Source organism: Adhaeribacter swui (assembly GCF_014217805.1).
Taxonomy (GTDB): Bacteria; Bacteroidota; Bacteroidia; order Cytophagales; family Hymenobacteraceae; genus Adhaeribacter; species Adhaeribacter swui.
Genome location: NZ_CP055156.1, coordinates 4,093,706 through 4,117,005 on the forward strand (window position 1 = coordinate 4,093,706; position 23,300 = coordinate 4,117,005).

At 43.9% G+C, this 23,300-nt stretch carries 19 protein-coding genes; 12 read left to right on the forward strand and 7 right to left on the reverse strand.

Annotated elements, in window-relative coordinates; translation table 11 throughout:
• The first annotated feature begins 206 nt into the window (after window positions 1–206).
• The 7 genes from nusB (at window position 207) to coaE (ending at window position 5,448) form a co-directional block, all read left to right on the forward strand.
• Window positions 207–1,379, forward strand: coding sequence for a transcription antitermination factor NusB (gene nusB / locus HUW51_RS17215; protein WP_185270859.1), 1,173 nt, complete (start codon window positions 207–209; stop codon window positions 1,377–1,379).
• A gap of 83 nt (window positions 1,380–1,462) precedes the next feature.
• Window positions 1,463–1,774: a YtxH domain-containing protein gene (locus HUW51_RS17220; RefSeq protein ID WP_185270860.1), complete on the forward strand. Its 312-nt coding sequence runs from the start codon at window positions 1,463–1,465 to the stop codon at window positions 1,772–1,774.
• A gap of 93 nt (window positions 1,775–1,867) precedes the next feature.
• Window positions 1,868–2,869 carry an isocitrate/isopropylmalate dehydrogenase family protein gene (locus HUW51_RS17225; protein WP_185270861.1) on the forward strand — a complete coding sequence of 334 codons (1,002 nt, stop codon included), beginning with the start codon at window positions 1,868–1,870 and terminating at the stop codon, window positions 2,867–2,869.
• A 111-nt stretch (window positions 2,870–2,980) separates the two neighbouring features.
• The gene (locus HUW51_RS17230) at window positions 2,981–3,508 is read left to right on the forward strand and encodes a DUF1573 domain-containing protein (protein ID WP_185270862.1); all 528 of its coding nucleotides are present in this window, start codon (window positions 2,981–2,983) and stop codon (window positions 3,506–3,508) included.
• Between the two features lie 7 nt (window positions 3,509–3,515).
• Window positions 3,516–3,824: a preprotein translocase subunit YajC gene (gene yajC, locus HUW51_RS17235; protein WP_185270863.1), complete on the forward strand. Its 309-nt coding sequence runs from the start codon at window positions 3,516–3,518 to the stop codon at window positions 3,822–3,824.
• A 31-nt stretch (window positions 3,825–3,855) separates the two neighbouring features.
• Window positions 3,856–4,809 (forward strand): YbbR-like domain-containing protein, encoded by a 954-nt coding sequence (locus HUW51_RS17240; RefSeq protein ID WP_185270864.1) that lies wholly within the window; start codon window positions 3,856–3,858, stop codon window positions 4,807–4,809.
• A gap of 12 nt (window positions 4,810–4,821) precedes the next feature.
• The gene (coaE, locus tag HUW51_RS17245; RefSeq protein WP_185270865.1) at window positions 4,822–5,448 is read left to right on the forward strand and encodes a dephospho-CoA kinase; all 627 of its coding nucleotides are present in this window, start codon (window positions 4,822–4,824) and stop codon (window positions 5,446–5,448) included.
• A gap of 285 nt (window positions 5,449–5,733) precedes the next feature.
• On the opposite strand, the gene uxuA is transcribed toward coaE, so the two are convergent.
• A complete protein-coding gene (gene uxuA / locus HUW51_RS17250) occupies window positions 5,734–6,903 on the reverse strand; it encodes a mannonate dehydratase (protein WP_185270866.1) in 1,170 nt (389 codons plus the stop codon).
• 331 nt (window positions 6,904–7,234) lie between these two features.
• On the opposite strand from uxuA, the gene HUW51_RS17255 reads away from it, so the two are divergent.
• From HUW51_RS17255 to HUW51_RS17265, 3 genes are all read left to right on the forward strand, one after another.
• On the forward strand, window positions 7,235–9,397 hold the full coding sequence (locus HUW51_RS17255) for an alpha-glucuronidase family glycosyl hydrolase (RefSeq protein ID WP_185270867.1): 2,163 nt from the start codon (window positions 7,235–7,237) through the stop codon (window positions 9,395–9,397).
• 118 nt (window positions 9,398–9,515) lie between these two features.
• Window positions 9,516–10,640, forward strand: a complete 1,125-nt coding sequence (locus tag HUW51_RS17260) for an endo-1,4-beta-xylanase (protein WP_185270868.1) — start codon at window positions 9,516–9,518, stop codon at window positions 10,638–10,640.
• A gap of 363 nt (window positions 10,641–11,003) precedes the next feature.
• Complete coding sequence (locus HUW51_RS17265; protein ID WP_185270869.1) at window positions 11,004–12,236, forward strand: multidrug effflux MFS transporter; 1,233 nt, start codon at window positions 11,004–11,006, stop codon at window positions 12,234–12,236.
• Between the two features lie 359 nt (window positions 12,237–12,595).
• On the opposite strand, the gene HUW51_RS17270 is transcribed toward HUW51_RS17265, so the two are convergent.
• The 5 genes from HUW51_RS17270 to HUW51_RS17290 form a co-directional block, all read right to left on the reverse strand.
• Window positions 12,596–14,941: a GAF domain-containing protein gene (locus tag HUW51_RS17270; RefSeq protein WP_185270870.1), complete on the reverse strand. Its 2,346-nt coding sequence runs from the start codon at window positions 14,939–14,941 to the stop codon at window positions 12,596–12,598.
• A 169-nt stretch (window positions 14,942–15,110) separates the two neighbouring features.
• Complete coding sequence (locus tag HUW51_RS17275; RefSeq protein ID WP_185270871.1) at window positions 15,111–15,365, reverse strand: hypothetical protein; 255 nt, start codon at window positions 15,363–15,365, stop codon at window positions 15,111–15,113.
• Between the two features lie 68 nt (window positions 15,366–15,433).
• Window positions 15,434–15,682 (reverse strand): acyl carrier protein, encoded by a 249-nt coding sequence (locus tag HUW51_RS17280; RefSeq protein ID WP_185270872.1) that lies wholly within the window; start codon window positions 15,680–15,682, stop codon window positions 15,434–15,436.
• Between the two features lie 249 nt (window positions 15,683–15,931).
• On the reverse strand, window positions 15,932–18,511 hold the full coding sequence (locus HUW51_RS17285) for a DUF5686 and carboxypeptidase-like regulatory domain-containing protein (RefSeq protein WP_185270873.1): 2,580 nt from the start codon (window positions 18,509–18,511) through the stop codon (window positions 15,932–15,934).
• Between the two features lie 288 nt (window positions 18,512–18,799).
• Window positions 18,800–19,423, reverse strand: coding sequence for a TetR/AcrR family transcriptional regulator (locus HUW51_RS17290; RefSeq protein WP_185270874.1), 624 nt, complete (start codon window positions 19,421–19,423; stop codon window positions 18,800–18,802).
• A gap of 385 nt (window positions 19,424–19,808) precedes the next feature.
• Between HUW51_RS17290 and HUW51_RS17295 the strand changes: the two genes are divergently transcribed.
• The gene (locus tag HUW51_RS17295) at window positions 19,809–20,957 is read left to right on the forward strand and encodes a PQQ-dependent sugar dehydrogenase (RefSeq protein WP_185270875.1); all 1,149 of its coding nucleotides are present in this window, start codon (window positions 19,809–19,811) and stop codon (window positions 20,955–20,957) included.
• 560 nt (window positions 20,958–21,517) lie between these two features.
• Here HUW51_RS17295 and HUW51_RS17300 read toward each other — a convergent pair.
• Window positions 21,518–22,270 carry an ROK family protein gene (locus HUW51_RS17300; RefSeq protein ID WP_228466700.1) on the reverse strand — a complete coding sequence of 251 codons (753 nt, stop codon included), beginning with the start codon at window positions 22,268–22,270 and terminating at the stop codon, window positions 21,518–21,520.
• A 434-nt stretch (window positions 22,271–22,704) separates the two neighbouring features.
• Here HUW51_RS17300 and HUW51_RS17305 point away from each other — a divergent pair, with 434 nt between their 5' ends.
• Window positions 22,705–23,241, forward strand: coding sequence for a YceI family protein (locus HUW51_RS17305; protein ID WP_185270876.1), 537 nt, complete (start codon window positions 22,705–22,707; stop codon window positions 23,239–23,241).
• Window positions 23,242–23,300 lie beyond the last annotated feature (59 nt).

The window sequence follows — 23,300 nt, forward strand, 5'->3', positions numbered from 1 at the left end:
ACAAAAAGCTCCCGGCAGATGTTTGACAAACCAGACCAACTACCAACCGGGTACCGCGTACATATACTTGCGGAAAGCCCCTGGTTTTAGGCCGGACTAATAAAAAACTGATTTCCCCGTACCGTTTAAGCGGGCTACCAAGTCTGCGGCGGAATGGCAGCTAAATTAAAATTTTTTAAATTTTTTACGTTCTTTAACATACTAGAATGCTTAACCGCAGAACATTACGAATCAAGGCGATGCAAGCCATTTACGCCTACATGCAAGCCGAAGGTTCCGATTACAACCTGGCCTTAGATAAAATTGAGGCTGATTTTGCCCCCGATTTAAACTCGATGGAAGTGCAGGATCGCAAAAAACTGGAAGGGCAGAAAAAAATTGCCACCATCCTCTTTAAAGAATGGTACGATACCCGGCAGTTCGATACCGAAGAAACCGATAAAGAAGTTCTGGCGGCCGTAAATAATGCCGTGCGGTTCTACGAAACCCAACTCAAAAAAGACTTCCGCACCTACGGTAGCCAAATGGTAAATGCCGTAGAAAAAATCTACGATCATTATTTAAGCAACCTGCAAATTACCGAAGTGCTGGTGCAATTAATCGAGGGCGAAGAAGAAAAAAAGGCCACCCGCTTTACCGTTAAAAAAGAATTAAATTTTAAAAATTTATTAGATAACCGGGTAGTGCAAAAACTGCTCGCCAATAAATCGTACCAGGAGCGCCTCATTCGCCGCAACATTAGCTGGGGCTCCGACATCGACCAGTTACGGCAGTGGTATAAAACCGTAGTTAAAAACGATGAAACCATCCAGAATTATCTAGCCACGCCCGAGCATACTTACGAAGAAGACCACGAGCTAGTAAAACACCTCTATAAAAATTTAATTTTTAAAGACGAAACCCTGCAAAAATATTTCGAAGAGCAGGACATGAACTGGGTCGAAAACAAAGCCATTGTAAAAAGCCTGGTAAACAAAACCATTAAATCCTTAGAAGAAACCGCCGACGAAAATTTACCTTTGCTCGATTTATCGGCCAACTGGGAAGACGATAAAGTTTTTTTCGAAGATTTATACAACCAAACCGTTCAGGAAGACGCCACCTACGAAGCCCTGATAAACAGCCATATTAAGAACTGGGACGTAGAACGGGTAGCCCTGCTGGATAAAATAATTTTAAAAATGGCCCTCTGCGAAATGCATATTTTTCGCAGCATTCCCGTAAAAGTAACCATTAACGAGTACATCGAAATATCGAAGCTGTACAGCACGCCCAAGAGTAAGCAATTTATCAACGGCGTACTGGATAAAATAGCCCAGGAGCTAGCCGAAAAAGGAGATATCCGGAAATCGGGCCGGGGCTTAATAGACAATAAATAAACCCACAAACCAGTTACCCTTTTAAAGTTTCGATTTAAACCGTAAATTGAGGCTTTAAAAGGCTTAACCGAACTATTATAACTATGAGCAAGAAAATAACCTACACGCTTTTGGCGTTTTTATCCGGAGTAGCTACCGGAGCTGCTTTTGGCGTCTTATACGCGCCCGACAAAGGCCAGGGAACCCGTAACCGCTTAAGCTACCAGTTAGATAAATACCGCGACATGCTGATGGACTTAACCGACGTACTGCGCGAAAACCGCGAACCGCACCAATCAGCGGCCCGCTCCGAAGGCCAGCGTGTAATTCAGGATGCAAAAGATAAAGCCGAAAAATTATTGGGCGATGTAGACTTGCTAATTAATCAAATTAACAGCCGCCGCGAAGTTATCTAAATTTGGTTGGTATTATTCGTTGTTCCTTTAACCTTGGTTTTTAACTGCTTAAAAACGTATAACGAACAACGCATAACAGACACACTCTAAACTATGAAACAAATAACCTTAATACCGGGTGATGGCATTGGTCCCGAAATTACCGAAGCCGTAAAAACCATTTTTGCTGCTGCCCAAGTGCCCGTTACCTGGGAAGTGGAAAATGCCGGCATTACCACGCACAACGCCGGTGGCCAGTTAATTCCGGTTTCGCTTATTGCTTCTTTAAATAAAAACCGGGTTGCTTTAAAAGGCCCGATTACCACACCGGTTGGGGGCGGCTTTAAAAGCATTAATGTTACCCTGCGCCAGATGTTTGATTTGTACCAGAACGTGCGGCCGGCCAAAAGTACCGTAGGCATCGAAACGCCTTTTAAATTTGTAGATTTAGTGTTGTTCCGCGAAAATACCGAAGGCTTGTACTCGGGCCTGGAATTTTACGACGAACGCCACGGCATTGCCGACGCGATCGCCCGGGTTACCAAAGATGGCTGCGATAAAATTTGTCGTGCCGCTTTTGAATACGCCCGCCAGCATAACCGCAAAAAAGTAACGGTAGTGCACAAAGCCAATATTTTAAAATTAGCCGGTAGTTTATTTATTAACTCGGCCAAAACCATTGCCCCGGAGTACCCCGAAATTACCCTGGATGATAAAATCATCGATAACATGTGCATGCAGTTGGTAAATAAACCAGAGCAGTTTGACGTAGTAGTTACCACCAACCTGTTCGGCGATATTTTATCGGATTTATGTGCGGGTTTGGTAGGTGGTTTAGGTGTGGTTGCCGGTGCCAACATTGGCAAAGACATGGCTATTTTTGAAGCCGTACACGGCTCGGCGCCCGATATTGCCGGTAAAGGCATTGCCAACCCTACTGCTTTATTACGTTCGGCCATTATGATGCTGCATCACATTGGCGAGCACGAACATGCCACCCGCATTGAAGCTGCCATGGACCAAACCTTTAAAAACCGCGAGCAATGCACCGGCGATTTAGGGGGCAAAGCCAGCACTATGGAATTTGCGCAAAATGTAATTTCGCATTTACAATAATTTTTTAAAAATTTGCTTTTACAGGGTAAATCATTATGCTGTAATTTGTTTTAATCAACTAAGCAAGCCTAAAAAAACGCGAACCTAGTATCTTAACTGTAACTTTATAAAATGAAAATGAATAAACTTTTTGCCGGCTTATTGGCAGTATCGTTACTGGCTGCTGGCTGCAATAATTCTAATAGTAACTCCGAAGGCGACAGCACCGAAACTACTGCTTCTGCTTCTACGCCGGCCGTAAATGCCGTTGCTAACCCCAACCTGACCAACGAGCAGGTAATGAGCAACGCCGATGCCCCCGTGATGACGTTTACCGAAATGGAACACGATTTTGGCGATATTAAACCAGGTGCGGTAGTAAAACATACCTTTACTTTTAAAAATACCGGTAAATCGCCCTTAATTATTTCCAATGCTTCGGCTACCTGCGGTTGTACCGTGCCCGAGTGGCCCAAAGATCCCGTTGCTCCTGGCGCCGAAGGTAAAATAGATGTGCAGTTTGATAGCCATGGTAAAACCGGGCAACAATCTAAAACCATTACAATTGAAGCCAATACCCAGCCATCTACCAATCAGATTGCCATTAAAACAAACATTTTGCCCGATATGGCAGCTAACGGACCTTTAAGAACGCAATAACAACAACATGTATCAACTATTTTTACAAGTAAACACCCCGAGTAATATCTCTAATATTTTGTTTATTGGGGCTATTATTTTAGTGTTTTACTTTTTTATGATCCGGCCGCAGCAGAAAAAAGTATCTGATGCCAAAAAATTTCGGGAATCGCTTAGCAAAGGCATGAACGTAGTAACCATTGGCGGCTTGCACGGCAAACTCGTGGACATCAGCGAAACTACCGTTTGGATAGAAGTAGATAAAGGTCTGCGGCTTAAATTTGATAAATCTGCCATTGCAGTAGAATCTACCACCAAAGCGAACGACAAAGCTTAACTTGCCATTAGCGCCCATCAAAAATATCGTCTTGTGGTTCTTAAAACCATTTCACGGCCGGGAACAATACTGGCGGGTAGTGCTGCTGTGCTTTACAGCAGCATCTACCTTCTGGCTGTTAAACGCCCTCAATAAAAATTACACCAACATCCGGGTTACTTATCCCATTCGTTTTGTTTACGACCAGCGCGAGTACATTCCGCTAAAACCTTTACCCGAAGAAATAACCATTAACGTAAGCGGCAAAGGCTGGAAACTTTTGCGCAAATACCTGATGCTGGATGTGCAACCAGCCGATATTCCCATGCAGGGGCTTACCCAGCAAAAGGCGGTTTCCACGAGCATTTTCCGGCCCAATGTGGCCAATGCCCTGGATGGCCTGCAGTTAAACTTTATTGTAACGGATAGCATCCGGTTTGATTTTGATAAGCAGGTAAAGCGAAAAATTCCGCTGGTACTGGATACCTTGCATTTACCCATTAACCCGAACTACGCGTTGGTAAGACCCATTACCATTACCCCCAAAGAAGTAGAGTTTGAAGGTCCGGCCTCGGTGCTGGATTCGCTGCCTAACCCGTTTGTGTTAACTTTGCCCAAAACAAATTTAACCGGGGCATATAATAATTCGGTACCCATTAATTACCCGTTTAAAGAACTGGTTAAAAGCGATATTGTAGAAGCCGAAGTTAAATTTAACGTAAAATTGCTGGCCTGGCAAAACTTGTTACTAGCCCCAGCCGTGCAGAACAAGCCCGAAAAAGATTCTATAGTTTTATACCCGCCTACCGTTACGGTGCGCTACGGGTATTTTCCGGAACAAGCGGCCCAAATAAACCTGACGCAATTTGCCTTATCGGCTAACCTTTCTCAGGTAAACCCCAAAGATTCTACCGTAGCCTTAGAGTTGTTGCGAAAACCGGCTTTGGTGCGCCGGGTAATTGTGCAGCCCAGTAAAGTAAAAGTTTTTCCGGGAGTAAAAATATAGCGGGTAAATCGTATGCTGAAGGTGGGCGTAACAGGTGGCATTGGTTCCGGTAAAAGTTTGGTTTGCCGCCTATTTGCCTTACTGGGTATTCCGGTTTATGATTCTGATTTCCGGGCCAAATGGGTGATGCAACACCAACCCGAACTGCAACAGGAACTGCGTGCAGCTTTCGGGCAAGAAGCTTTTGATGCCACTACCGGCTTGTTAAACCGGGCTTACCTGGCGCAACTGGTCTTTCATAATCCGGAACAGTTAATCTTACTTAACAGTTTAGTGCACCCACAGGTAAAGCAGGATTTTATCGATTGGGCGGCTGCGCAACAAAATGTGCCTTACCTGATTAAAGAAGCCGCTTTGATGTACGAAACCGAAGCGCACAAGCAGGTAAACCAAATGGTTCTAGTAACGGCGCCGGAACCGCTCCGTTTAAAGCGCACGCTCCAGCGCGACCCGCATCGCACCATTGCCGACATCCAGGCTATTATGCACAAGCAACTCTCTGACGAAGAAAAAATAAAGCGGGTAGATTTTGTAATTACCAACGACGAACAGCAATTAGTTATTCCGCAGGTATTAGTCATTCACCAACAGCTACTCGCCCTGGCTCCAACGTATAAACCAGAAAACGTAAATTTTTAAAAATTTAAAATTTACAACTCACCTCATAGCCGGCAAAAGAACTTCTGCCGATAATAGCAAGCTTCATTTATTTTTTAAATAGTTGTTTTGGTAGCATTTGCAAAAGCATTTGCATGTTTGTTATGCGTAGAGTTCGCGAAAGCGGTCACTACGCATTTTTCGGATAGCCAATCTCTGATTGGCGTAACCTAAAATTCTGGTAAATGCCAATCAGAGATTGGCTGCACAAAAAGTACTTAGAGCGCTTTGCTAACTCTAAGTACAACCAACTTCTTGTTATTTATATTACTCCCAGCCTTCGGAGCGGCAAATGCCTAATTCTAAGCCTCTTAACTCGGCTAAGCCCCGCAAACGGCCAATGGCCGAATAACCCGGGTTGGTGGTCTTAGCTAAATCGTCGAGCATTTGGTGGCCGTGGTCGGGCCGGAATGGAATGGGGGCGGCTACCTGCTGCTGAATGGTAAGAATTTCTTTAACCACGGCGTACATATCCACGTCACCGCCTAAATGGTCAGCTTCGTAAAAATTGCCGTGCTCGTCTTTGGCCACGTTGCGCAAATGCACAAAATGAATGCGGTTGCCAATATGTTTTACCATTTCGGGTAAATTGTTTTTCGGGTTAGCCCCTAAGGAACCCGTACAAAAACAAATACCGTTCGCCGGACTTGGCACCGATTGTAGGATATAATTTAAATCGTCGGCGGTACTTACCACGCGGGGCAAACCCAGAATATGAAACGGTGGATCATCGGGGTGAATGGCCAATTTAATACCCACTTCTTCGGCTACCGGGGTAATCTCCTGCAGAAAATATTTTAAATTTTCGCGCAGCACATGGCGATCAATGTCTTTATAGCGGGCCAGGTTGTCGCGCATTTGCTCCAGGGTTTGCTTTTTTTCCCCGGGTATCCCAAACATCACAATGTACGTTAGCAACTCCAGTTTTTCGGAGGTATACTCTTTAAATCGCTTTTCAGCTTCTTGCACCACATGGGCCGGGTAATCTTGCGCCGCATTGGGCCGTTCTAATAAATGAATATCAAATACCGCCAGGTCAAACCAATTAAAATACAAAGCTTTAGAGCCATCCGGCATTACCAGGTTCAGGTCGGTACGGGTCCAGTCGTTTACGGGCATAAAGTTGTAGGTTACAATCTGAATGCCGCAAGCCGCAATATTGCGGAGCGATTCTTTATACAAATCTATGTAATGCTGGTAGTCGCCGGTACGGGTTTTAATGCTTTCGTGTACGGTTACGCTTTCTACCACGTCCCAGGTTAAGCCATAGGCTTCAATTTCCCGCTGGCGTTTTTTTATTTCCTCCACGGGCCAAACAGCCCCGTGCGGTACGTGGTGCAAAGCCGTTACAATTCCTTCGGCGCCGGTCTGGCGAATATCTTGTAGCGTTACCGGATCGTTGGGCCCGAACCAACGCCAGGTTTGTCTCATTTTCATAGCCTTGTGTATAAAGTTTAATTCCCGAAAGTAGCGGAAAGCAAGCATTTACCCAAATACAGATTGCTTGCCTACCGCGATAATTTTACTGCTAAAACTGCCTGTTACCGTAATTTTTAAAAATTTTAATTTACCAAAATGGCCGATTGATAGTTAAACTGCCGTAGCATTAAAATTAAATAGCCGGGTAAAGTTATTTTTTATAATCAGAGCAGGAGAAATTGTAAAAAGCCGTACATTTAAGTTTGCTTGATTATCAAGCAGTTTATAAAAGGGTACTTTCGGTTGTTTAGCATTTTCCGGAAAAGCGCCACGCGATTATTATACTCTTATGAAATTTAAAATTTTACCGTTTGCTCTGGCCTTGTTGCTGATCATCAACTTAACCGAATTGGCTTACAGCGACGATGGGTACCGGCTTTGGCAACGCTACGAACTCCTGAAAGACCCACAAAAGCTACAGCAATACCGGCAAAATATTTCGGGTGTTTTAATACAAGGAACCTCGCCTACGTTAACGGTAACCCGCCAAGAACTGGATATGGCTTTGAGCGGTTTATTGGGTCAAAATGTAAAAAATCAATCTGAAATAACAGCTAACGCGCTGGTGCTGGGCACACCGGAAAATTCGCCGCTTATCAAAAGCCTGAATGTAACCAGTAAACTGGCCAAGTTGGGAACCGAAGGTTACTTAATCGAAACAGTAGCAGTAAAAGGGCAGAAAGCAACGGTAATTGCCGCTAACTCCGATGTGGGGGTGCTCTACGGTACTTTTCAGTTTATTAAACTGCTGCAAACCAACCAGGATATTACGCGCTTAAGCATTAGTAGTACCCCAAAAATTCATCGCCGGATACTGAACCACTGGGACAACCTGAACCGCACCGTGGAACGGGGTTACGCCGGTTTTTCGATCTGGGACTGGCATAAACTACCCGACTACATTGACCAACGGTATATTGATTACGCCCGGGCTAATGCCTCGATTGGAATTAACGGCACTGTGCTTACCAACGTAAACGCCAATGCCCTAATCTTAACGCCGGCTTATTTAGTGAAAGTAAAAGCGCTCGCCGATACTTTTCGGCCGTACGGGTTAAAAGTGTATTTAACTGCCCGCTTTAGCGCTCCCGTAGAAATTGGTGGTTTAAAAACGGCTGACCCGCTGGACGAACAAGTAAAAGCCTGGTGGAAAAACAAAGCCGACGAAATTTATACCTACGTGCCAGATTTTGGCGGTTTTCTGGTAAAAGCAAATTCTGAAGGGCAGCCCGGGCCACAAAATTACGGCCGCAACCACGCCGACGGAGCCAACATGCTGGCCGATGCCGTAGCCGACAAAGGTGGTATTGTGATGTGGCGGGCTTTCGTGTACGATAATAAAGTACCCGACGACCGCGCGAAACAAGCATTTACCGAATTTAAACCCCTAGATGGTAAATTCCGGAAAAATGTATTGGTGCAGGTAAAAAACGGTCCGATTGATTTTCAACCACGCGAGCCTTTTCATCCGTTGTTTGGCGCGATGCCCCAAACGCCTTTAATGATGGAATTTCAGATTACCCAGGAATATTTAGGTCAGGCTACTAATTTGGTGTACCAGGCTCCGTTGTACAAAGAAACTTTAGATGCTGATACCTTCGTGAAAGGCGCGGGTTCTACGGTGGCGAAAGTAGTTGATGGTAGTTTGCACCAGTACAATTTAACCGGTATGGCGGGCGTGGCGAATATTGGTAACGACCGCAACTGGACCGGCCATTTATTCGGGCAGGCTAATTGGTATTGCTTTGGCCGGCTGGCTTGGGATCATACTTTAACGTCGGAGAAAATAGCCGACGAATGGCTACGGATGACGTTCACGAACGAAACGGCTTTTCTGAACCCGATCAACAAAATGATGCTGCAATCCCGGGAAACGCTGGTAAACTACATGACTCCGCTGGGTTTGCACCACATCATGGGCTACGACCACCATTATGGCCCCGGACCCTGGATTAAAGATAAAAAACGTGCTGACTGGACTTCGGTGTATTACCACAAGGCATCACCGGAAGGAATTGGTTTTGATAGAACCGCCACTGGCAGCAACGCCTTAGCCCAGTACGCACCCGGCGTTCAAAAACTTTATGGCAAAGCAGAAACTTGCCCCGAGCCATTTTTGCTCTGGTTTCATCATGTAAAATGGGATTTTAAAGTAAAATCAGGCCGCACTGTGTGGGACGAGATCTGTCACCGGTATTACAGCGGGGCCGCCATGGTAGGAGAGATGCGAAAAACCTGGGATGCCACGCAGTCTTACGTAGATGCCGAACGTTTTAACCACGTAAAAATGCTGCTATTAATTCAGGAGAAAGAAGCCCGTTGGTGGCGCGATGCCTGCGTATTGTATTTTCAAACTTTCGCGCAACGGCCTATCCCGGCTGGCTTAGAGAAACCAACGCACTCCCTGGAGTACTATCAAAAGCAAGACCCTAAATTTGTGCCCGGCATTTAAGTCATTGCTGATTACTCATCTTTTGAAAAATTGATCTACCAGGGACCTATCTCAAAATTACTTTCTGAAAAATTAAAAATTTTAAATAATCTATTATTTCACTTGCTTAGACTACTATATGAAAAATAATAAACTTTGGATTGCTCTGGCTTTAACTGCCTGCAGCCTGGGCCTGGTACAAAAATCGGAGCCTACTTTAAAAGACGCATTTAAGAAAAGTTTTTACGTGGGCGCCGCTGTCAATAATTTTCAGGTATCAGGCCGGGATGCGCAAGCCCTAGCGCTCGTTAAAAAACAATTTAATACCATTAGTCCCGAAAACGTGTTAAAATGGGGACCGGTGCATCCGAAACTAGAGGAATATAACTTTAAACTGGCCGATGATTACGTAGCTTTTGGTCAGCAAAACAACATGTTTATTGTGGGCCATACCTTAGTTTGGCACCAGCAAACCCCCGACTGGGTATTTGAAGACGAGGCAGGTAAACCGGTTTCGCGCGAAGAACTTTTGCAGCGCATGGAAAAACACATTAATACGGTAGTAGGCCGGTACAAAGGCAAGATTCAGGGTTGGGACGTGGTGAACGAAGCCATTGCGGACCAGGGCGGCCAGATGCGCCCGACTAAATGGTTATCTATTATCGGCGAAGATTTTGCCCAGAAAGCCTTCGAGTTTGCCCATAAAGCCGACCCAAAAGCCGAACTGTATTACAATGATTATAGTTTGTACCGCCCGGACAAACGGGAGGGCACCATTAAATTGGTGAAAAATTTACAAGCTAAAGGCATTAAAGTAAAAGCGATTGGCATGCAGGGGCATTATGGTTTAACGGTGCCTACCATCGAGCAGATAGAAGCCAGCATTGTGGCTTTTTCTAAGTTAGGCGTAGAAGTAAACTTTACCGAACTGGACATTGATGTGCTACCGAACCCAAGCCGTCGGCAAGGAGCCGATATTGCCGAAACTTTTGAATCGGATCAAAAATTTAACGTGTATACCAACGGCCTGCCCGATTCGGTGCAGCAAAAATTAACCCAGCGCTACGCCGATTTATTTGCCTTGTTCCAGAAGCACCGTGATAAAATTGGCCGCATTACGTTTTGGGGTGTAACCGATGCAAACTCCTGGCTAAATAACTGGCCAATTCGGGGTCGTACCAGTTATCCGTTGTTGTTTGATCGTCAGTATCAGCCCAAACCTGCCTACCAAGCGGTATTAAAAACTGCAGCTACTGCCAAATAGCGGTTGAATTTTAAAAATTCACCTGCTTCCAGTTTAATGAATACCCACCAGCTTAAGCTGATGGCAATGCAATTAATTTTTTAAATTATTTATTTCTTGGATGGCTTTCGTGTTTTCACTGGCAAGTGGGCGTTAGTGCTGTTTTTTTTGCATCCAACTTTGTTTTTAAGTCAAATACAAAACAGATTTATTGATGCGGTTGCATAAATAGCCTTTTGGTCTAAGAATAGATTTTATTCAGGGGTGTTTAGCCGGATTTACATGCATATGTAAACCAATCATCCAGCAGCACGTAGTTAAGCGGCCAGGTAATGCTACCTGGCCGCTTTTATTCTGTTATCTTTGCCGGTAAATTTACCCCGAATGACTCGCCAGAAATATTTTTCCCTTATTCTTATTTTAGGAACCCTTACTGCCCTAGGCCCTTTTTCCATTGACATGTACTTGCCCGGTTTCCCGGCCATTGCTAAAGATTTGCACACCATCGTAGCCGATGTAGCGCTTTCTTTATCTAGCTTTTTTATTGGTATTTCGGCGGGGCAGTTGTTATACGGGCCTTTGTTAGACCGGTTTGGCCGGAAAAAACCGCTTTACGTGGGTTTAGTAGTGTATGTACTTTCGTCGGTGGCTTGTGGTTTTGCTACTTCCATCGAAAGCTTGGTGGTGCTGCGGTTTATTCAGGCCATTGGTAGTTGTGCGGCTGCGGTAGCTTCGGTAGCCATGGTGCGTGATCTGTTTCCGATTGAAGACAACGCCAAAGTTTTTTCGCTGCTGATGCTGGTTGTAGGCGTATCGCCGATGGTAGCGCCTACCGTGGGTGGTTACGTAACGGCTGATTTTGGCTGGCAAGTAGTTTTTTTAATTTTAGCCGGTATGGGAGCCGCTATTTTAGTAGCCGTTTATTTTGGCTTACCCGAAAGCAGCAAGCCCGACCCTACGTATTCGTTAAAGCCTAAACCTATTTTAAATAATTTTTTTGCAGTACTAAAAGTACCCCAGTTTTACACCTACGCGTTTTCGGGCGCTATTTCGTTTTCGGGTTTACTGGCCTACGTATCGGGCTCGCCTTTGCTGTTTATGGAAATATTTAAAGTCGGCGAAAAGCAATACGGCTGGATTTTCGCTTTTCTCTCGATTGGTTTAATCGGTGCCAGTCAGGTAAACAGTGTGTTACTTAAAAAGTACCGCAGCGAACAAATAATTTTTACGGCGCTGTTTTGCCAAACTATTACGGCCTTGTTGTTTGTAATTGCCACCAACTTGGGTTGGTTGGGATTGTACGAAACCATTGCTTTTATCTTTGTTTACCTGTGCTGCCTGGGCTTTACCTTCCCGAATGCCTCAGCCTTATCAATGCGGCCTTTTTCGAAGAACGCCGGTAGCGCCTCGGCTTTAATGGGGGCGTCGCAAATGGGCTTTGGTGCCCTGGCTACTGTTTTGTTAAGTATGTTTGAGGCTCGATCGGCCGTACCCATGACGGGGATTATGCTGGGCTCAGCGGTAGTTGCTTTATCTATTTTGTTACTTGGCCGCAAAGCCATTCCGGTTACCGATGATCAACCTGAACTGGAAGCTCCCGTGGGCATGCTGCATTAAAAATTTTTAAAATTTAGCAAGAATGCGTAGACCGGCAGTTAGAATGAGAATTTTTAAAAAACGGCTTTTCTAAAGCTGAACTTAGAGTTAGCAAAGCACCAGGAGTTGTACTTAGAGTTAGCGCAGTGTCCTAAGTACTTTTTGTGCGGCCAATCTCTGATTGGAGTAACCTAAAATGCTGGTAAACGCCGATCAGAGATTGGCTGTCCGAAAATGGGTAGAGACCACTTGCGTGAACTCTACCCATAACAAAGAGTAGAGGCCGCTGGCGCGAACTCTACTCATAACGAGAATATTTAGATCGGTTAATTTTTTAAATTTTGTTTTAGAAACGCTAAACTGCGCACATAGAGAATAATCTAATTTTGAGCACCACTATAGTTAATGCGGAGGCGCAGTGCTTTTAAGCCGGTTACTCCCTGCAACGATTCCAGTTCCAGATATTCCAGGGTAGAGGTTAGCTTTTGTTCTTGCTGCAGGCGGTACACCAAAGGCAAAAAATCGTCTAATTCGGTGCGAGTGGTGTAAACCAAAGCAATGGTATCGGGTTGGGTAAGCCGCTGGTTGGTATCTTTTACGTAAGCTTTATCAAGGCGCTTTTTAATAACTTCGTACCGGATACTGTACGAGCCTTCTACATCAAACCGGTGTTCGTCCAGCCGGAATTTAATATCTACGGGGTGGGAGTGGGCCAGAATAAGCTGGGTGGTTTTAAGCGGTAAGGGCAAGGCGGGCAACAAATCGTGGGTTAAAGTAGCCATCTGCACCATGGCATTTAGTTGCCAGGCCCGGAACTGCTGTAAATGCTGCGGCTTAAATGTTAACCAGGGTGCAATGGCCGAACCAACGTATAAGTTATATTCCAGGCCATCCGTCCGGAATTTCTCAAAATAATTCGGAAACAAGTTTTGCAGTTCCCGGGCTTCCTGCTCCATAAAAGTATTCACGGTTTTATTTATTTGCGCCAGGCTCAATTCGTAAGCCTGAAAAGCCTGGTTAAATAAACCGGTTTCCGGATCGATATTCGAAAAATAATCTGCCACCGATGTTGCTTCACCGGGGTGAGTGGCTAGTTTTTGGAGTTGCGGATGAATCTGTTGCCGCAGAAATACGCTGATCTGGTTTTCTTCTTCGGGGCTGATTACCTGAGTCAGCCGGCGTTGCCAATGGTATACTCTGGCCAGCATGGAATCGGATTGATGCGAACCGGACAGATTAGCCGCATTTTTTAAAATTTTCTCTAAGGCCCGGAATTGGCGGCTAAGATCTTGCTGCAAGACCGCGTTGCGCTCCACCGAAGAGTTCCGGACATCGATGGCGCCGTAAAAAGGATATACTTGTTTAAAATAAACCTGGGTAGCTTCGTCGTCCGGGCTTGCATCTTCGCCTTTTTGCAAATAAGCCCAGGCGGCATCGGTAAACTTCCATTCCAGCGCGGGCTGCAGCAACGTAAATTTCTTCCGGATAATTTCTTCCATCCGGGTCCGGAACTCATTAATCTGGTACAAGAGCAACTCTACCACCAACGGAATGGCTTGTTCTACCCGCCGCAGCACTTCGCCGTTTAAAGCATTGGGGTGTTTGCTGCCAATTTCCAGCATGCCCAAGGCCTGGTTAGACACCACCAGCGGGTACATAATAAAACTGCGGAATCCTTTCTGGTACAAAAACTGGTGCTTGAAATCGGTGGTCAGGCTTAAGTCTTTGATGATGCGCAGCCGCGGGTCGGCAATTATTTCGCGGAGCAAAGTCTGTAGCGCCGCATCGGTAATTTCTTCTACGAAGCAATTGTTATTTTTAAAAAAAATGCTGCGCGAGGTATAAACTTTGTGCTGCACGTGGCGGCCGTTTACCTGCAAAAAAGGCATAATTCCAATTTCCAGATCGGGTTGTCCGCATAAATTACGTAGAGCTTTTTCGAAGCGCAGGTAAATTTCGCTTTCTACCTCCGACGAAAGATGCACAAAAACTTCTTTCAGTTCCTGAATGGTAACTTCTTCGGTTATATCCTCAATCTGAAAAAAAGCAAAGCCATCAAAAGTAAATTGAGTCAGGGGCAAGGTTACCGGTATTTCTTCGGCGGTAGGTAGTTCGTTTTGCGCAAATGCTACCCACTCGGGCTGCAAAGGGGGCAGTTCGCCCACCAGCGAAGGATCGATAAACCGGAAATCCAGGCGCATCCGGTAGTACTTCGTGAGGCCATCCTGGGTTTTGGTAAAAGTTACTAACGGAAAAGTTGGTTTACTAATAGGATAATGGTAACATTTATTTAAAATTAAGCGGTAAAAGGCCCGCAGCGAGTCCTGGCGGATTACTGTCAGGCTGCTGCGGGTAAAAATCTCGCCTTGCTGATGCGTTAAATGCTTAAAAGTATCGGCGTAATGAAATAACGTAAGTGGCTGACAGGGTAAACCAATGGCGTATGGAATTTCTTCGCCCTGGTGAATAAACGGTAAAATACTGTACTTCACTAAGGTAAAAAGCTCTTCCAGGGCTTCGGTTACCACTACTTGCCCGGTTGGTACCAAATAATCCTGGTACGGTAAAAATTTAGCTAAAAGCGTATCATAAATAAACGTTAATTTATCGCCTTGCGCTGCTGTTTCTTTCTGTTGCTGTAAATACCGGATAAACGGAGCAAAAGATAAACGCAATTGCAAACCTGTTTCTACCGGCGGCGGAACGTTGATGCGAATGGGTTGCATGCGGGCGTATTATTAAAAACAGAATAAGGAGTACTTACTAAATTATACCGGAACCAAATAGTTTGTACCAATTAAAGTATTATATGCTTATCGGGCGCGTACTTCAGTAGCAACTTTGGGTAGGCTTTATGAAATAAAACCACCGGAAATTTTAAATTTTTAAAATTTTTTATTTTTCGTTGGCCTGCATAATCAGGTGAACAAAATCTTCCAGGGGCATGCCTAAAGGTACCGTGTCTTCTGTAATGTTGCAATGAAATTCGCCTTCCATGGTGTTAAGCAACCAGTTTATCTCTAGAGCCGATACGCCCAGTTTCTTTAAAGGCACTTTTTTTAACTGCGGCAACTCTTTCGAGATTTGCCATTCTTCTTTAATGCGGTGGTATACTAATTTCTCGTTGATGAGTACTTTTTTGTTGTTCATTGTAATAAATAAAGTGAATTAGTAAAGTGTGTTGCCGGAAGTTAGGCCCGGTAAAATAAGTAAATAGTTTAGCGCGGGTTAGAAATTTGCAGAATACCTTGGATGTAGCTGGTAATCTGATTTAGTTGGGTGAAAGAGGCAAATTCTTCCGGCTCCAGGTTTATTTTAAATTCGCGTTGGATCATACGGAACAACTCGGCGCGGTCGGCGGCCTTATAATTTAAGTCGAGTACCAAATCCGTTTCGGGCAATATTGCTACCCGCGAAACAATACCTTGCGCTAAAATCAAATTTTTTACCTGGTTAAATGTGGTCATGATAATATATGTTAGAGGTACCGCAGCTAAATTTTACCAAATAAGGCTGTAACTAGCTGCCAATTTAAATAATCAATCTACATAGGAGCCAAGCCACCGTTTATTTTAAATTTTTAAAATTTTGGCGCTAGCTCCGGAAAACAACCTGCCGAAAGAAAATTCAATCCTTCTGGTTTTAAATTTTATACCGGATAAAAACCGGAAGATAAGCGTTTGCGACTGGCTAAAACCAATTGCAAACGCACTTGATTAAAAATCAAATTTAAACTGGCCCCGAAGCCCTAACTCCGACGTGTTCGGGTGATCCAGGTAAGAAAAACGTTTTACCAGATCTACCCGGAAAAATTTAAAAATATTACCAATACCCACGCTGCCTTCTACGTAAGGTTTAGCAGCCAGGGAATAAGTCGTAGTTTGTCCGTTCGCATCCGTCGGAAACTTCAATAACTGACTGTTTTCGGAAGGCGTATTTTCGGGCCGTAAGCCGCCGTAAAGCGCTTTCAGGGTAACGTACTCCCGGAACTTGGTTTTCTTAATCAGTGGTATTTTATTAAAAATAAAACCGTTAAAACAATGGTCCAGCATAATATTGGCGTAGCGGTCGCTGGCAAATTCCAAGAAGTTCATCAGGTTATACGACTGAAACTGGTACGAATACGTTTGATTTGCCCGGTGAATGGACAATAACGGATACGGTACCTGCCCGAATAAATAACCGCCTTCGGTAACCACATCGGTGTAACCTAACTGCGACAAGCTAAAGCGTTTAAATATGTTTAAAGTAATTTGCTGGTAATTATACTCCCCATCGAACAGGCCTTTTACGCCGGCAATGCCGCGCAACGTAAATACCGGGTACCGGCCAACAAAGGAAGTACGGTAAATTTTACCTTGAAAAAACTTCTCGTTAGGCGCCCACCGCAATTCTGCCGAAAGCTCCGCAGTAGTTAAATTAGATAACATAGGCGACTGGTTTTCGGTGGTTGTAATGCGGGCAAATTCTAAACTGCCGGCCGGCGCTTGCTGCCATCTTTTTAAACCCAAACGATAAGAGAAGTGATTTTCAAATTCCTGCAAATACTCCAGGGTAAAGGTTTTATTATATAAATACTTATCGTTGATACCGCGTTTAAAACTTAAAAAAACGTTGCTTTCCTGAATTAACTGCAGCTCCTGGCCGGGTATTTTGGTGTCTTGCTGGTAACTTACCCGCACCGACCTCACCGGAAATTCGTAAATAGTTTTGTCGGTTAAAGAATAGGTAGCTCCCAGGTAATACTTCCATTTTTCGTCTTTAAAACCGTAAGCCGCATAAGTATCAAAATTTATTTTTTTACTAAAGTTAGGCGTGGTACGGCCACCAAATCGCAGCCGGAAACCTTCTACGGGGTTAAAGCTGTAAAAAGTAGCCACTGGGCCAATTTCTATTTTAGGCCCGGCTTTTTTGTAACCGGCAATTAATAAAGTGGCCCAATCGGCGGTTCTTTTAAAAGAAGGCGAATTGCGTAAAGTTTCGATGTTGGTGTAAGTTGCAGCTTCGCTGGCCGTTAACGAATCCGGACGGTTGGCATTTAAAAAGTTTTCGTCGGGTTGGCTCGTTAACTCCGCCGTTACTACCGGTAAACCTTCGTAAATAGCAGGAGGTTGGGGTTTATCAAAGGCATAATTTCTATAAGCCACTAAGCGGCTACCATACATCCCGAAATTCCCTTTCGGCGTTAAGCCCAGGTCGGCGCGCATTTCGCTTTTACTCAAGTGGTATTTACCAGCTTCGTCGGGAGTAAAATCGAGCTTAATACGCAAATCGCGCACCCAGTTCAAGTTTATGGTTTTACTGATACCTAAATCGGCTTTCTGCACCGCAAAATTACCGTCTTGGGTTATGTATAAATGGCCTTCAAACAAAAAATCGGTTTCGTTACGCGGTTCAAAAGTTAGCTGTATTAGTTTGCCATTTTGGGTAGCCACCGTATCGGTTATATAAAACCGGTAAAAAGTAGGAGCCGCATCCGCAATTGGGCTTAAAAATTGGTTGGTTACTACCGTAATGTTGTTTTGGTAAATATCAATGTCCTGGTACAGGTGGTTAAAATAAGCCTGCATCCCTTTGCTATCAATGTATTCCCCAAAATCTACTTTTTTCTCAGCGGTTATTATTTTTTTCTTTTTATCGGGGTTGCGGCGATAGAAATTATTCGAAAAAACCTCTTGTATATAAAACGGCAGCAGCGCTTTCCCTTTTAGGGTAGTAGTGTCTAAATCAGCAATTAAGTAAGGGAACTTGCGGAGTAAAAAGTTTTTCTTGAGTTTAGCGGGCGTATTGGTTAAAGAGAAACGTAATTTTTCGTATTGTTCGTACTCAGCAAAATTATATTGCTGCAACTGGTTCGAGTTCTTGTGCGCAATTACTTCCCGGATTATATCTACGGCCGGGTTGTTTTTGTTGCGGTAACGCCGCTTGCCTTTAATAACTACTTCGGTTAATTGCTGGCTGTCATCTTCTAAATTTAAATTTAATTCTTGTATCTGGTTAGGATTAATGGTACGGGTTATGGTTTTATAGCCAACGTACGAAAAACGGACTTGCGTAAAAGGCTGGTTTGCCCGTAAATTGTATTTACCTTGAATATCGGTAACGGTACCAATTTGAGTGTCAGGGAAATAAACGGAAACACCTATTAAGGGTTCCTGGGTTTGCGCATCTTTTAAAGTTCCGCGTACTACCGTAGGCGAAGTGCCTTGGGCCATCATTTTATCAACGGCCAAAAAGCACAGTAATCCTACTAAGAGCAGTACCTTAATAAGGTTAGTTATATGGGAAGAAAGCATTTTTTTCTGTCTGGATTGAAGCACGCTATACGGTATCTTGGACTAAGAAGAATACCGCAAATCTGAGGATTGCCCGCTAGCTGTAAAAGAGTCTGCCGGGTAAAAGGATGTATAATTCAGGTGAACCGGCGAATTTTCTCGGTAAAAATCTTTAACCGACCGGGGTGTACATATTGGCATAGTAATTTAAGTAATTTAAAAGTTTAAACAAGCTTTTGGGCTCTGAAATAGGTATTTACAACCAACAGCTTGTTTATAAGTTTTAAGCAATTTTTAAAATTTAAAAAATCAGCTAACTGCTTGCGGTATAAATAAGTAGTTGCAGATCATGTCTTTCACAATTTGTTGATGATCTGCTACAAATTGGTCGTATTCGGCATCGGTCATTTTCCAGAGCCGCGTAGCCATTACTTTACTCTGAAAAATAAACTGAACGTTAGCGGCGATGAGTTGCAAGACATGCGGAATAGTAATCGGGCGAACTTCGCCGGCGTTAATAGCCTCCTGCAACTGTTTCCCAAAAACCGAAGTGAGGCGGCCTTTTTCTAAAGGAATGGCATCCAGAAAACGGTCTGGGTTCCGGTGCAATTCGTTTTGTAAAAAAGTAACCAACCCAGGGTTGCATTTAAAAATTTGAAAATCATGATCAATCAAGCTGATAATTTTTTCTTTTAATGAGATGGGCTGATTCATGATCTGGAGCATGCCCCGGAAGTTAAGCTCAAATAATTCGTTGAAAACCAGAGAAAAAAGCTTTTCTTTACTCCGGAAGTAATAATTTAACAAGGCACCGTTCATACCGGCCTCCTGGGCAATATCGCGGGTGGTAGTGCCGTCGAAACCTTTCTCCAGAAATATTTTTTTAGCGGCCTCCTTTAACTTTTCCTCCGGTACTAAAAAACAATTGGTCATACTGCTTCGCTAATGAATGATACAAAGGTAAATGGAAAATTTTTCCGTTTCCTAATCTTAAACTAATAATTTAAACAAATGTTTAAAACAATTAATTTAAATCGATTTAAGTTTCTTTTTAAGTAGCAGAAAGCCTATCTGGAGCGGGTTCCGGCGCGCAAATTTGCTCCTGGGAAAAGATAAATTTTTAAAAAATGGCGGTTAAGTTAAGAGCCCGAATTAGCCCAAAACCGGTATATTCCAGGGTGCTATAAAATATATCGGCGGGTTACTACAAAATGAAACGCGCATTGTGCGTTAAATAATTTGAACTTATATTTTCCTTAACCAAATTTGGGTTCTGAAAGCAAATCATGTTTTACAATTTTTTATCTGGTGCTATCCTATGAAAAAACCTGTTCTTTATTTTTTAGGCCTGTTGGTTCTGGCTTCTTTTACCTGGGCTAACCAACCGGAGCCTGCTACTTCCCCGGCGGCCAAAAAGCCAGTTGCCGCCGCTAAGCCGGTGCCATTTACCGTCGAGAAATTGCACGAGGGCTTTAACAACCCCTGGGGCATGGCCTGGTTGCCCGATGGCCGTTTGCTGGTAACCGAACGCGCCGGCGACATCCTGGTTTTTAAAAACAATAAGTTTACCGGCCAGAAGCTGAGCGGCGTGCCTCAGGTTTTTGCCGAAGGCCAGGGTGGCTTGCTGGATATTAAACTGCACCCCGATTACGCTAAAAATAAATGGATTTACATTTCGTACTCCAAGCCCGTAGAAGGTGGCGCTACCACCGCTATTATGCGCTTTAAACTGCAAGGCAACCAATTGGTAGAGAAAAAAGATATTTTTCTGGCGCAGCCTTATTTAAAAGCTAATTTCCACTTTGGCAGCCGCATTGTGTTTGATAAAGATAAATTCTTATACTTCAGCTCCGGCGAAAGGGGCACGCAACCCAAAGTACAGGAATTAGATAACGACCACGGTAAAATTCACCGGATTTACGACGATGGCCGGGTACCGCAGGATAACCCGTTTGTAAACCAGAAAGGAGCCCGCCCCACGATTTGGTCGTACGGCCACCGCAACCCCCAAGGTATGGTATACGACGCCGCTACGAACCGCTTGTGGGCCGTGGAGCACGGACCTAAAGGAGGCGACGAATTAAACCTGATTGAGAAAGGTAAAAATTACGGCTGGCCTAAAACTTCGTACGGCATTAACTACGACGGCACCATTTTAACTGAATATAAAGAAATGGAAGGCGTAACCAATCCGGTGCGTTACTGGGTACCATCTATTGGCCCCTGCGGCATGGCCCAGGTTACCAGCGACCGTTACCCCGACTGGAAAGGCAATTTATTAGTAGGCGCGTTAGCATTCCGGCACATTGCCCGGGTAGAGCTAAACGGCGATAAATACGTTACCGAAGAAAAACTGGTGGAAGATATTGGCCGGGTAAGATGCGTAGCCCAAAGCCCCGATGGCTACATCTACGCCCTAACCGAAGGCCCCGGCTTATTAATCCGGCTTACCCCCACAAAATCATAATTTGTAAATTTTAAAAATTTAAAAAAGAACCCGGCCGCTATCATCAGCGGCCGGGTTCTTTTTTATAGGTAGGTCTAGCGCTTTAGCTTTAATTTTCAGAACTATTCACTAGCCAAAATCAATTATAAGTTAACTATGTAAACTGGCAAATTTTAAATTTTTGAAAATTTAAAATTTAGCGTGATTGCCATGCAACAGATATCAGTAGCCAGGTGCAGTAATCAATTACCGGTCTACTATGCAACAGATAGCTGTTCCAGGTGCAGGATTTGACGCTAAACTGTTCGAGCGGTCAGCGAGTTTTTAGCGTCTTGACTTTTTTGGTTCTTTTTGTGTCAAGACAAAAAGAACAGAACCTGAGCAATGAAACAACTCCAAGTAGAAATAAAAGCTAGAACAGTGGCTATGCGAACGAGAGTTTGCAAGGCACGGAAGTAACTTCCGCGCCATAGCAGAGGAATTATAAGGAAGTAAATCCGCGGCATAGTAAGGTATTTAGCTTGAAGGAACAGAAGTAAATCCGCGCTATAGAAACTGCATTTAATAAAAGCAAAACAATTTTAAAAAGCAGAATACTCCGTTTCCATAAAATGATGCTCTTCCTGCTGCCACAACCGGGCGCCCCCTTTAATGCCATCGCGGTTCGACACAATGGTAATATTTTCGTCGAGTTTAAACCGGAGTTTAGACGCGTTGCCGCCGCTAATAAATAAATGATCGTAGTTAAAAACAGCTTTTAAAATAGCTAGAACCCGTACCATGCGGCTGTTCCATTTTTCTTCGCCGTGTTTTTTAAAAGCTTTTTCACCGATGTACTGGTCGTAGGTTTTATTACCGCAAACCGGGTGATGGGCTAGTTCCAGGTGGGGGAGGAGATTGCCGTCGAGCAGTAAGGCGGTGCCAAATCCGGTTCCCAGAGTTATCACCATTTCCAGGCCTTTGCCTCTAACTACACCTAAACCTTGCAAATCGGCATCGTTCACTAAGCGCACGGGTTTATCCAACACCTGCTTTAAAGCTTCCTGCAAGTTAAAATTGCGCCACAAGGCTGTATCTAAATTAGGCGCCGTAAGTACCCGGCCATTGCGCACGTACCCCGGAAAACCCACCGAAACTTTGTGGTAACCTTCAAAGTTTTTTACCAGTTCCTGAATTGCTTCAATCACGTTTTCGGGCGAGGCAGGCGCGGGAGTAGGTACTTTTTTATACTCATTCTGGAGGGAGCCCTGGCAATCCAGGGTGGTGGCTTTAATGTTAGATCCACCAATATCTATCGACAAAATTTTTTCTTCGGGCAATAATTCTTTCATCATGTAGCGGTAGTAAGAGCAAGTTTTCAGAACAGTAATATACTTATTTTAGTAAAACAAGTTGTGCTATGGGGTGCATTCCCGATCCGATGTATTTAAATGAACCCATTAGCGCAAAATGGCCGTTAACCCGGTTTAACCCAATGGCCAGGTAAGCTAAAGAAAAAGGCAAAAGGTTATAACTTAAATAAGGGCATTAGCCGGGATAAACTAACTAAATAATGCCGGATAAAGCAGCTGCGGGTAAGTTAAATTTTAAAAAATACCTGTCCGGAGAATTTAAGTTGATTTACTAAGTAATTGATTTATAAAATCTTTTATAAGGAGTAACTAGTAAATAAAATTTTTTTAAATAAAATGTATGTATATACATTAAATGTATGTACATTTGTAAGGTTAAAACGATATTTCACCTAAAACAAATAAATTTAAAAACTATGGCAACTACAAAATGGGCAGTAGACCCAACGCACAGCGAAGTTCAGTTTAAGGTAAAGCACTTAATGATTACCACCGTAACCGGTTATTTTCAAAAATTTAACGTGGAAGCGGAAACCGAAGGCGATCAGTTTACCAATGCTACCAAGGTAGTTTTCACCGCCGATGTAGATTCTATCAGCACCAACAACGAACAACGCGATACGCACTTAAAATCCCCGGATTTCTTTGATGCCGCTAACCACGGTCAGGTTCAGTTTGTGGGTAATAAATACGAGCATACCGGCGGCGATGATTATAAACTGCACGGCGACTTAACCATCCGGGGCATTACCAAACCCATTACCGTGAATGTAGAATTTGGCGGAATTGTGGTAGACCCTTACGGCCAAACCAAAGCCGGATTTACGGTATCCGGTAAAATCAGCCGGAAAGAATTTGGCTTAACCTGGAACGCCGTAACCGAAGCCGGTAGCGTAGTGGTAAGCGACGAAATTAAGCTGCAAGCCGAAATACAATTAGTGAAACAAAGTTAAGTTTCCGGCGCCGTCCTTTTGGTAAAGCGCAGTTCCGGAAATTGGTAATTTTTAAAAAA

Bases quoted from the DNA above. Each gene is read 5' to 3' on its own strand.
- nusB (WP_185270859.1), top strand. From the start codon at position 207: ATGCTTAACCGCAGAACATTACGAATCAAGGCGATGCAAGCCATTTAC.
- HUW51_RS17220 (WP_185270860.1), top strand. From the start codon at position 1,463: ATGAGCAAGAAAATAACCTACACGCTTTTGGCGTTTTTATCCGGAGTA.
- HUW51_RS17225 (WP_185270861.1), top strand. From the start codon at position 1,868: ATGAAACAAATAACCTTAATACCGGGTGATGGCATTGGTCCCGAAATT.
- HUW51_RS17230 (WP_185270862.1), top strand. From the start codon at position 2,981: ATGAAAATGAATAAACTTTTTGCCGGCTTATTGGCAGTATCGTTACTG.
- yajC (WP_185270863.1), top strand. From the start codon at position 3,516: ATGTATCAACTATTTTTACAAGTAAACACCCCGAGTAATATCTCTAAT.
- coaE (WP_185270865.1), top strand. From the start codon at position 4,822: ATGCTGAAGGTGGGCGTAACAGGTGGCATTGGTTCCGGTAAAAGTTTG.
- uxuA (WP_185270866.1), bottom strand. From the start codon at position 6,903: ATGAAAATGAGACAAACCTGGCGTTGGTTCGGGCCCAACGATCCGGTA.
- HUW51_RS17255 (WP_185270867.1), top strand. From the start codon at position 7,235: ATGAAATTTAAAATTTTACCGTTTGCTCTGGCCTTGTTGCTGATCATC.
- HUW51_RS17260 (WP_185270868.1), top strand. From the start codon at position 9,516: ATGAAAAATAATAAACTTTGGATTGCTCTGGCTTTAACTGCCTGCAGC.
- HUW51_RS17265 (WP_185270869.1), top strand. From the start codon at position 11,004: ATGACTCGCCAGAAATATTTTTCCCTTATTCTTATTTTAGGAACCCTT.
- HUW51_RS17270 (WP_185270870.1), bottom strand. From the start codon at position 14,941: ATGCAACCCATTCGCATCAACGTTCCGCCGCCGGTAGAAACAGGTTTG.
- HUW51_RS17275 (WP_185270871.1), bottom strand. From the start codon at position 15,365: ATGAACAACAAAAAAGTACTCATCAACGAGAAATTAGTATACCACCGC.
- HUW51_RS17280 (WP_185270872.1), bottom strand. From the start codon at position 15,682: ATGACCACATTTAACCAGGTAAAAAATTTGATTTTAGCGCAAGGTATT.
- HUW51_RS17285 (WP_185270873.1), bottom strand. From the start codon at position 18,511: ATGCTTTCTTCCCATATAACTAACCTTATTAAGGTACTGCTCTTAGTA.
- HUW51_RS17290 (WP_185270874.1), bottom strand. From the start codon at position 19,423: ATGACCAATTGTTTTTTAGTACCGGAGGAAAAGTTAAAGGAGGCCGCT.
- HUW51_RS17295 (WP_185270875.1), top strand. From the start codon at position 19,809: ATGAAAAAACCTGTTCTTTATTTTTTAGGCCTGTTGGTTCTGGCTTCT.
- HUW51_RS17300 (WP_228466700.1), bottom strand. From the start codon at position 22,270: ATGATGAAAGAATTATTGCCCGAAGAAAAAATTTTGTCGATAGATATT.
- HUW51_RS17305 (WP_185270876.1), top strand. From the start codon at position 22,705: ATGGCAACTACAAAATGGGCAGTAGACCCAACGCACAGCGAAGTTCAG.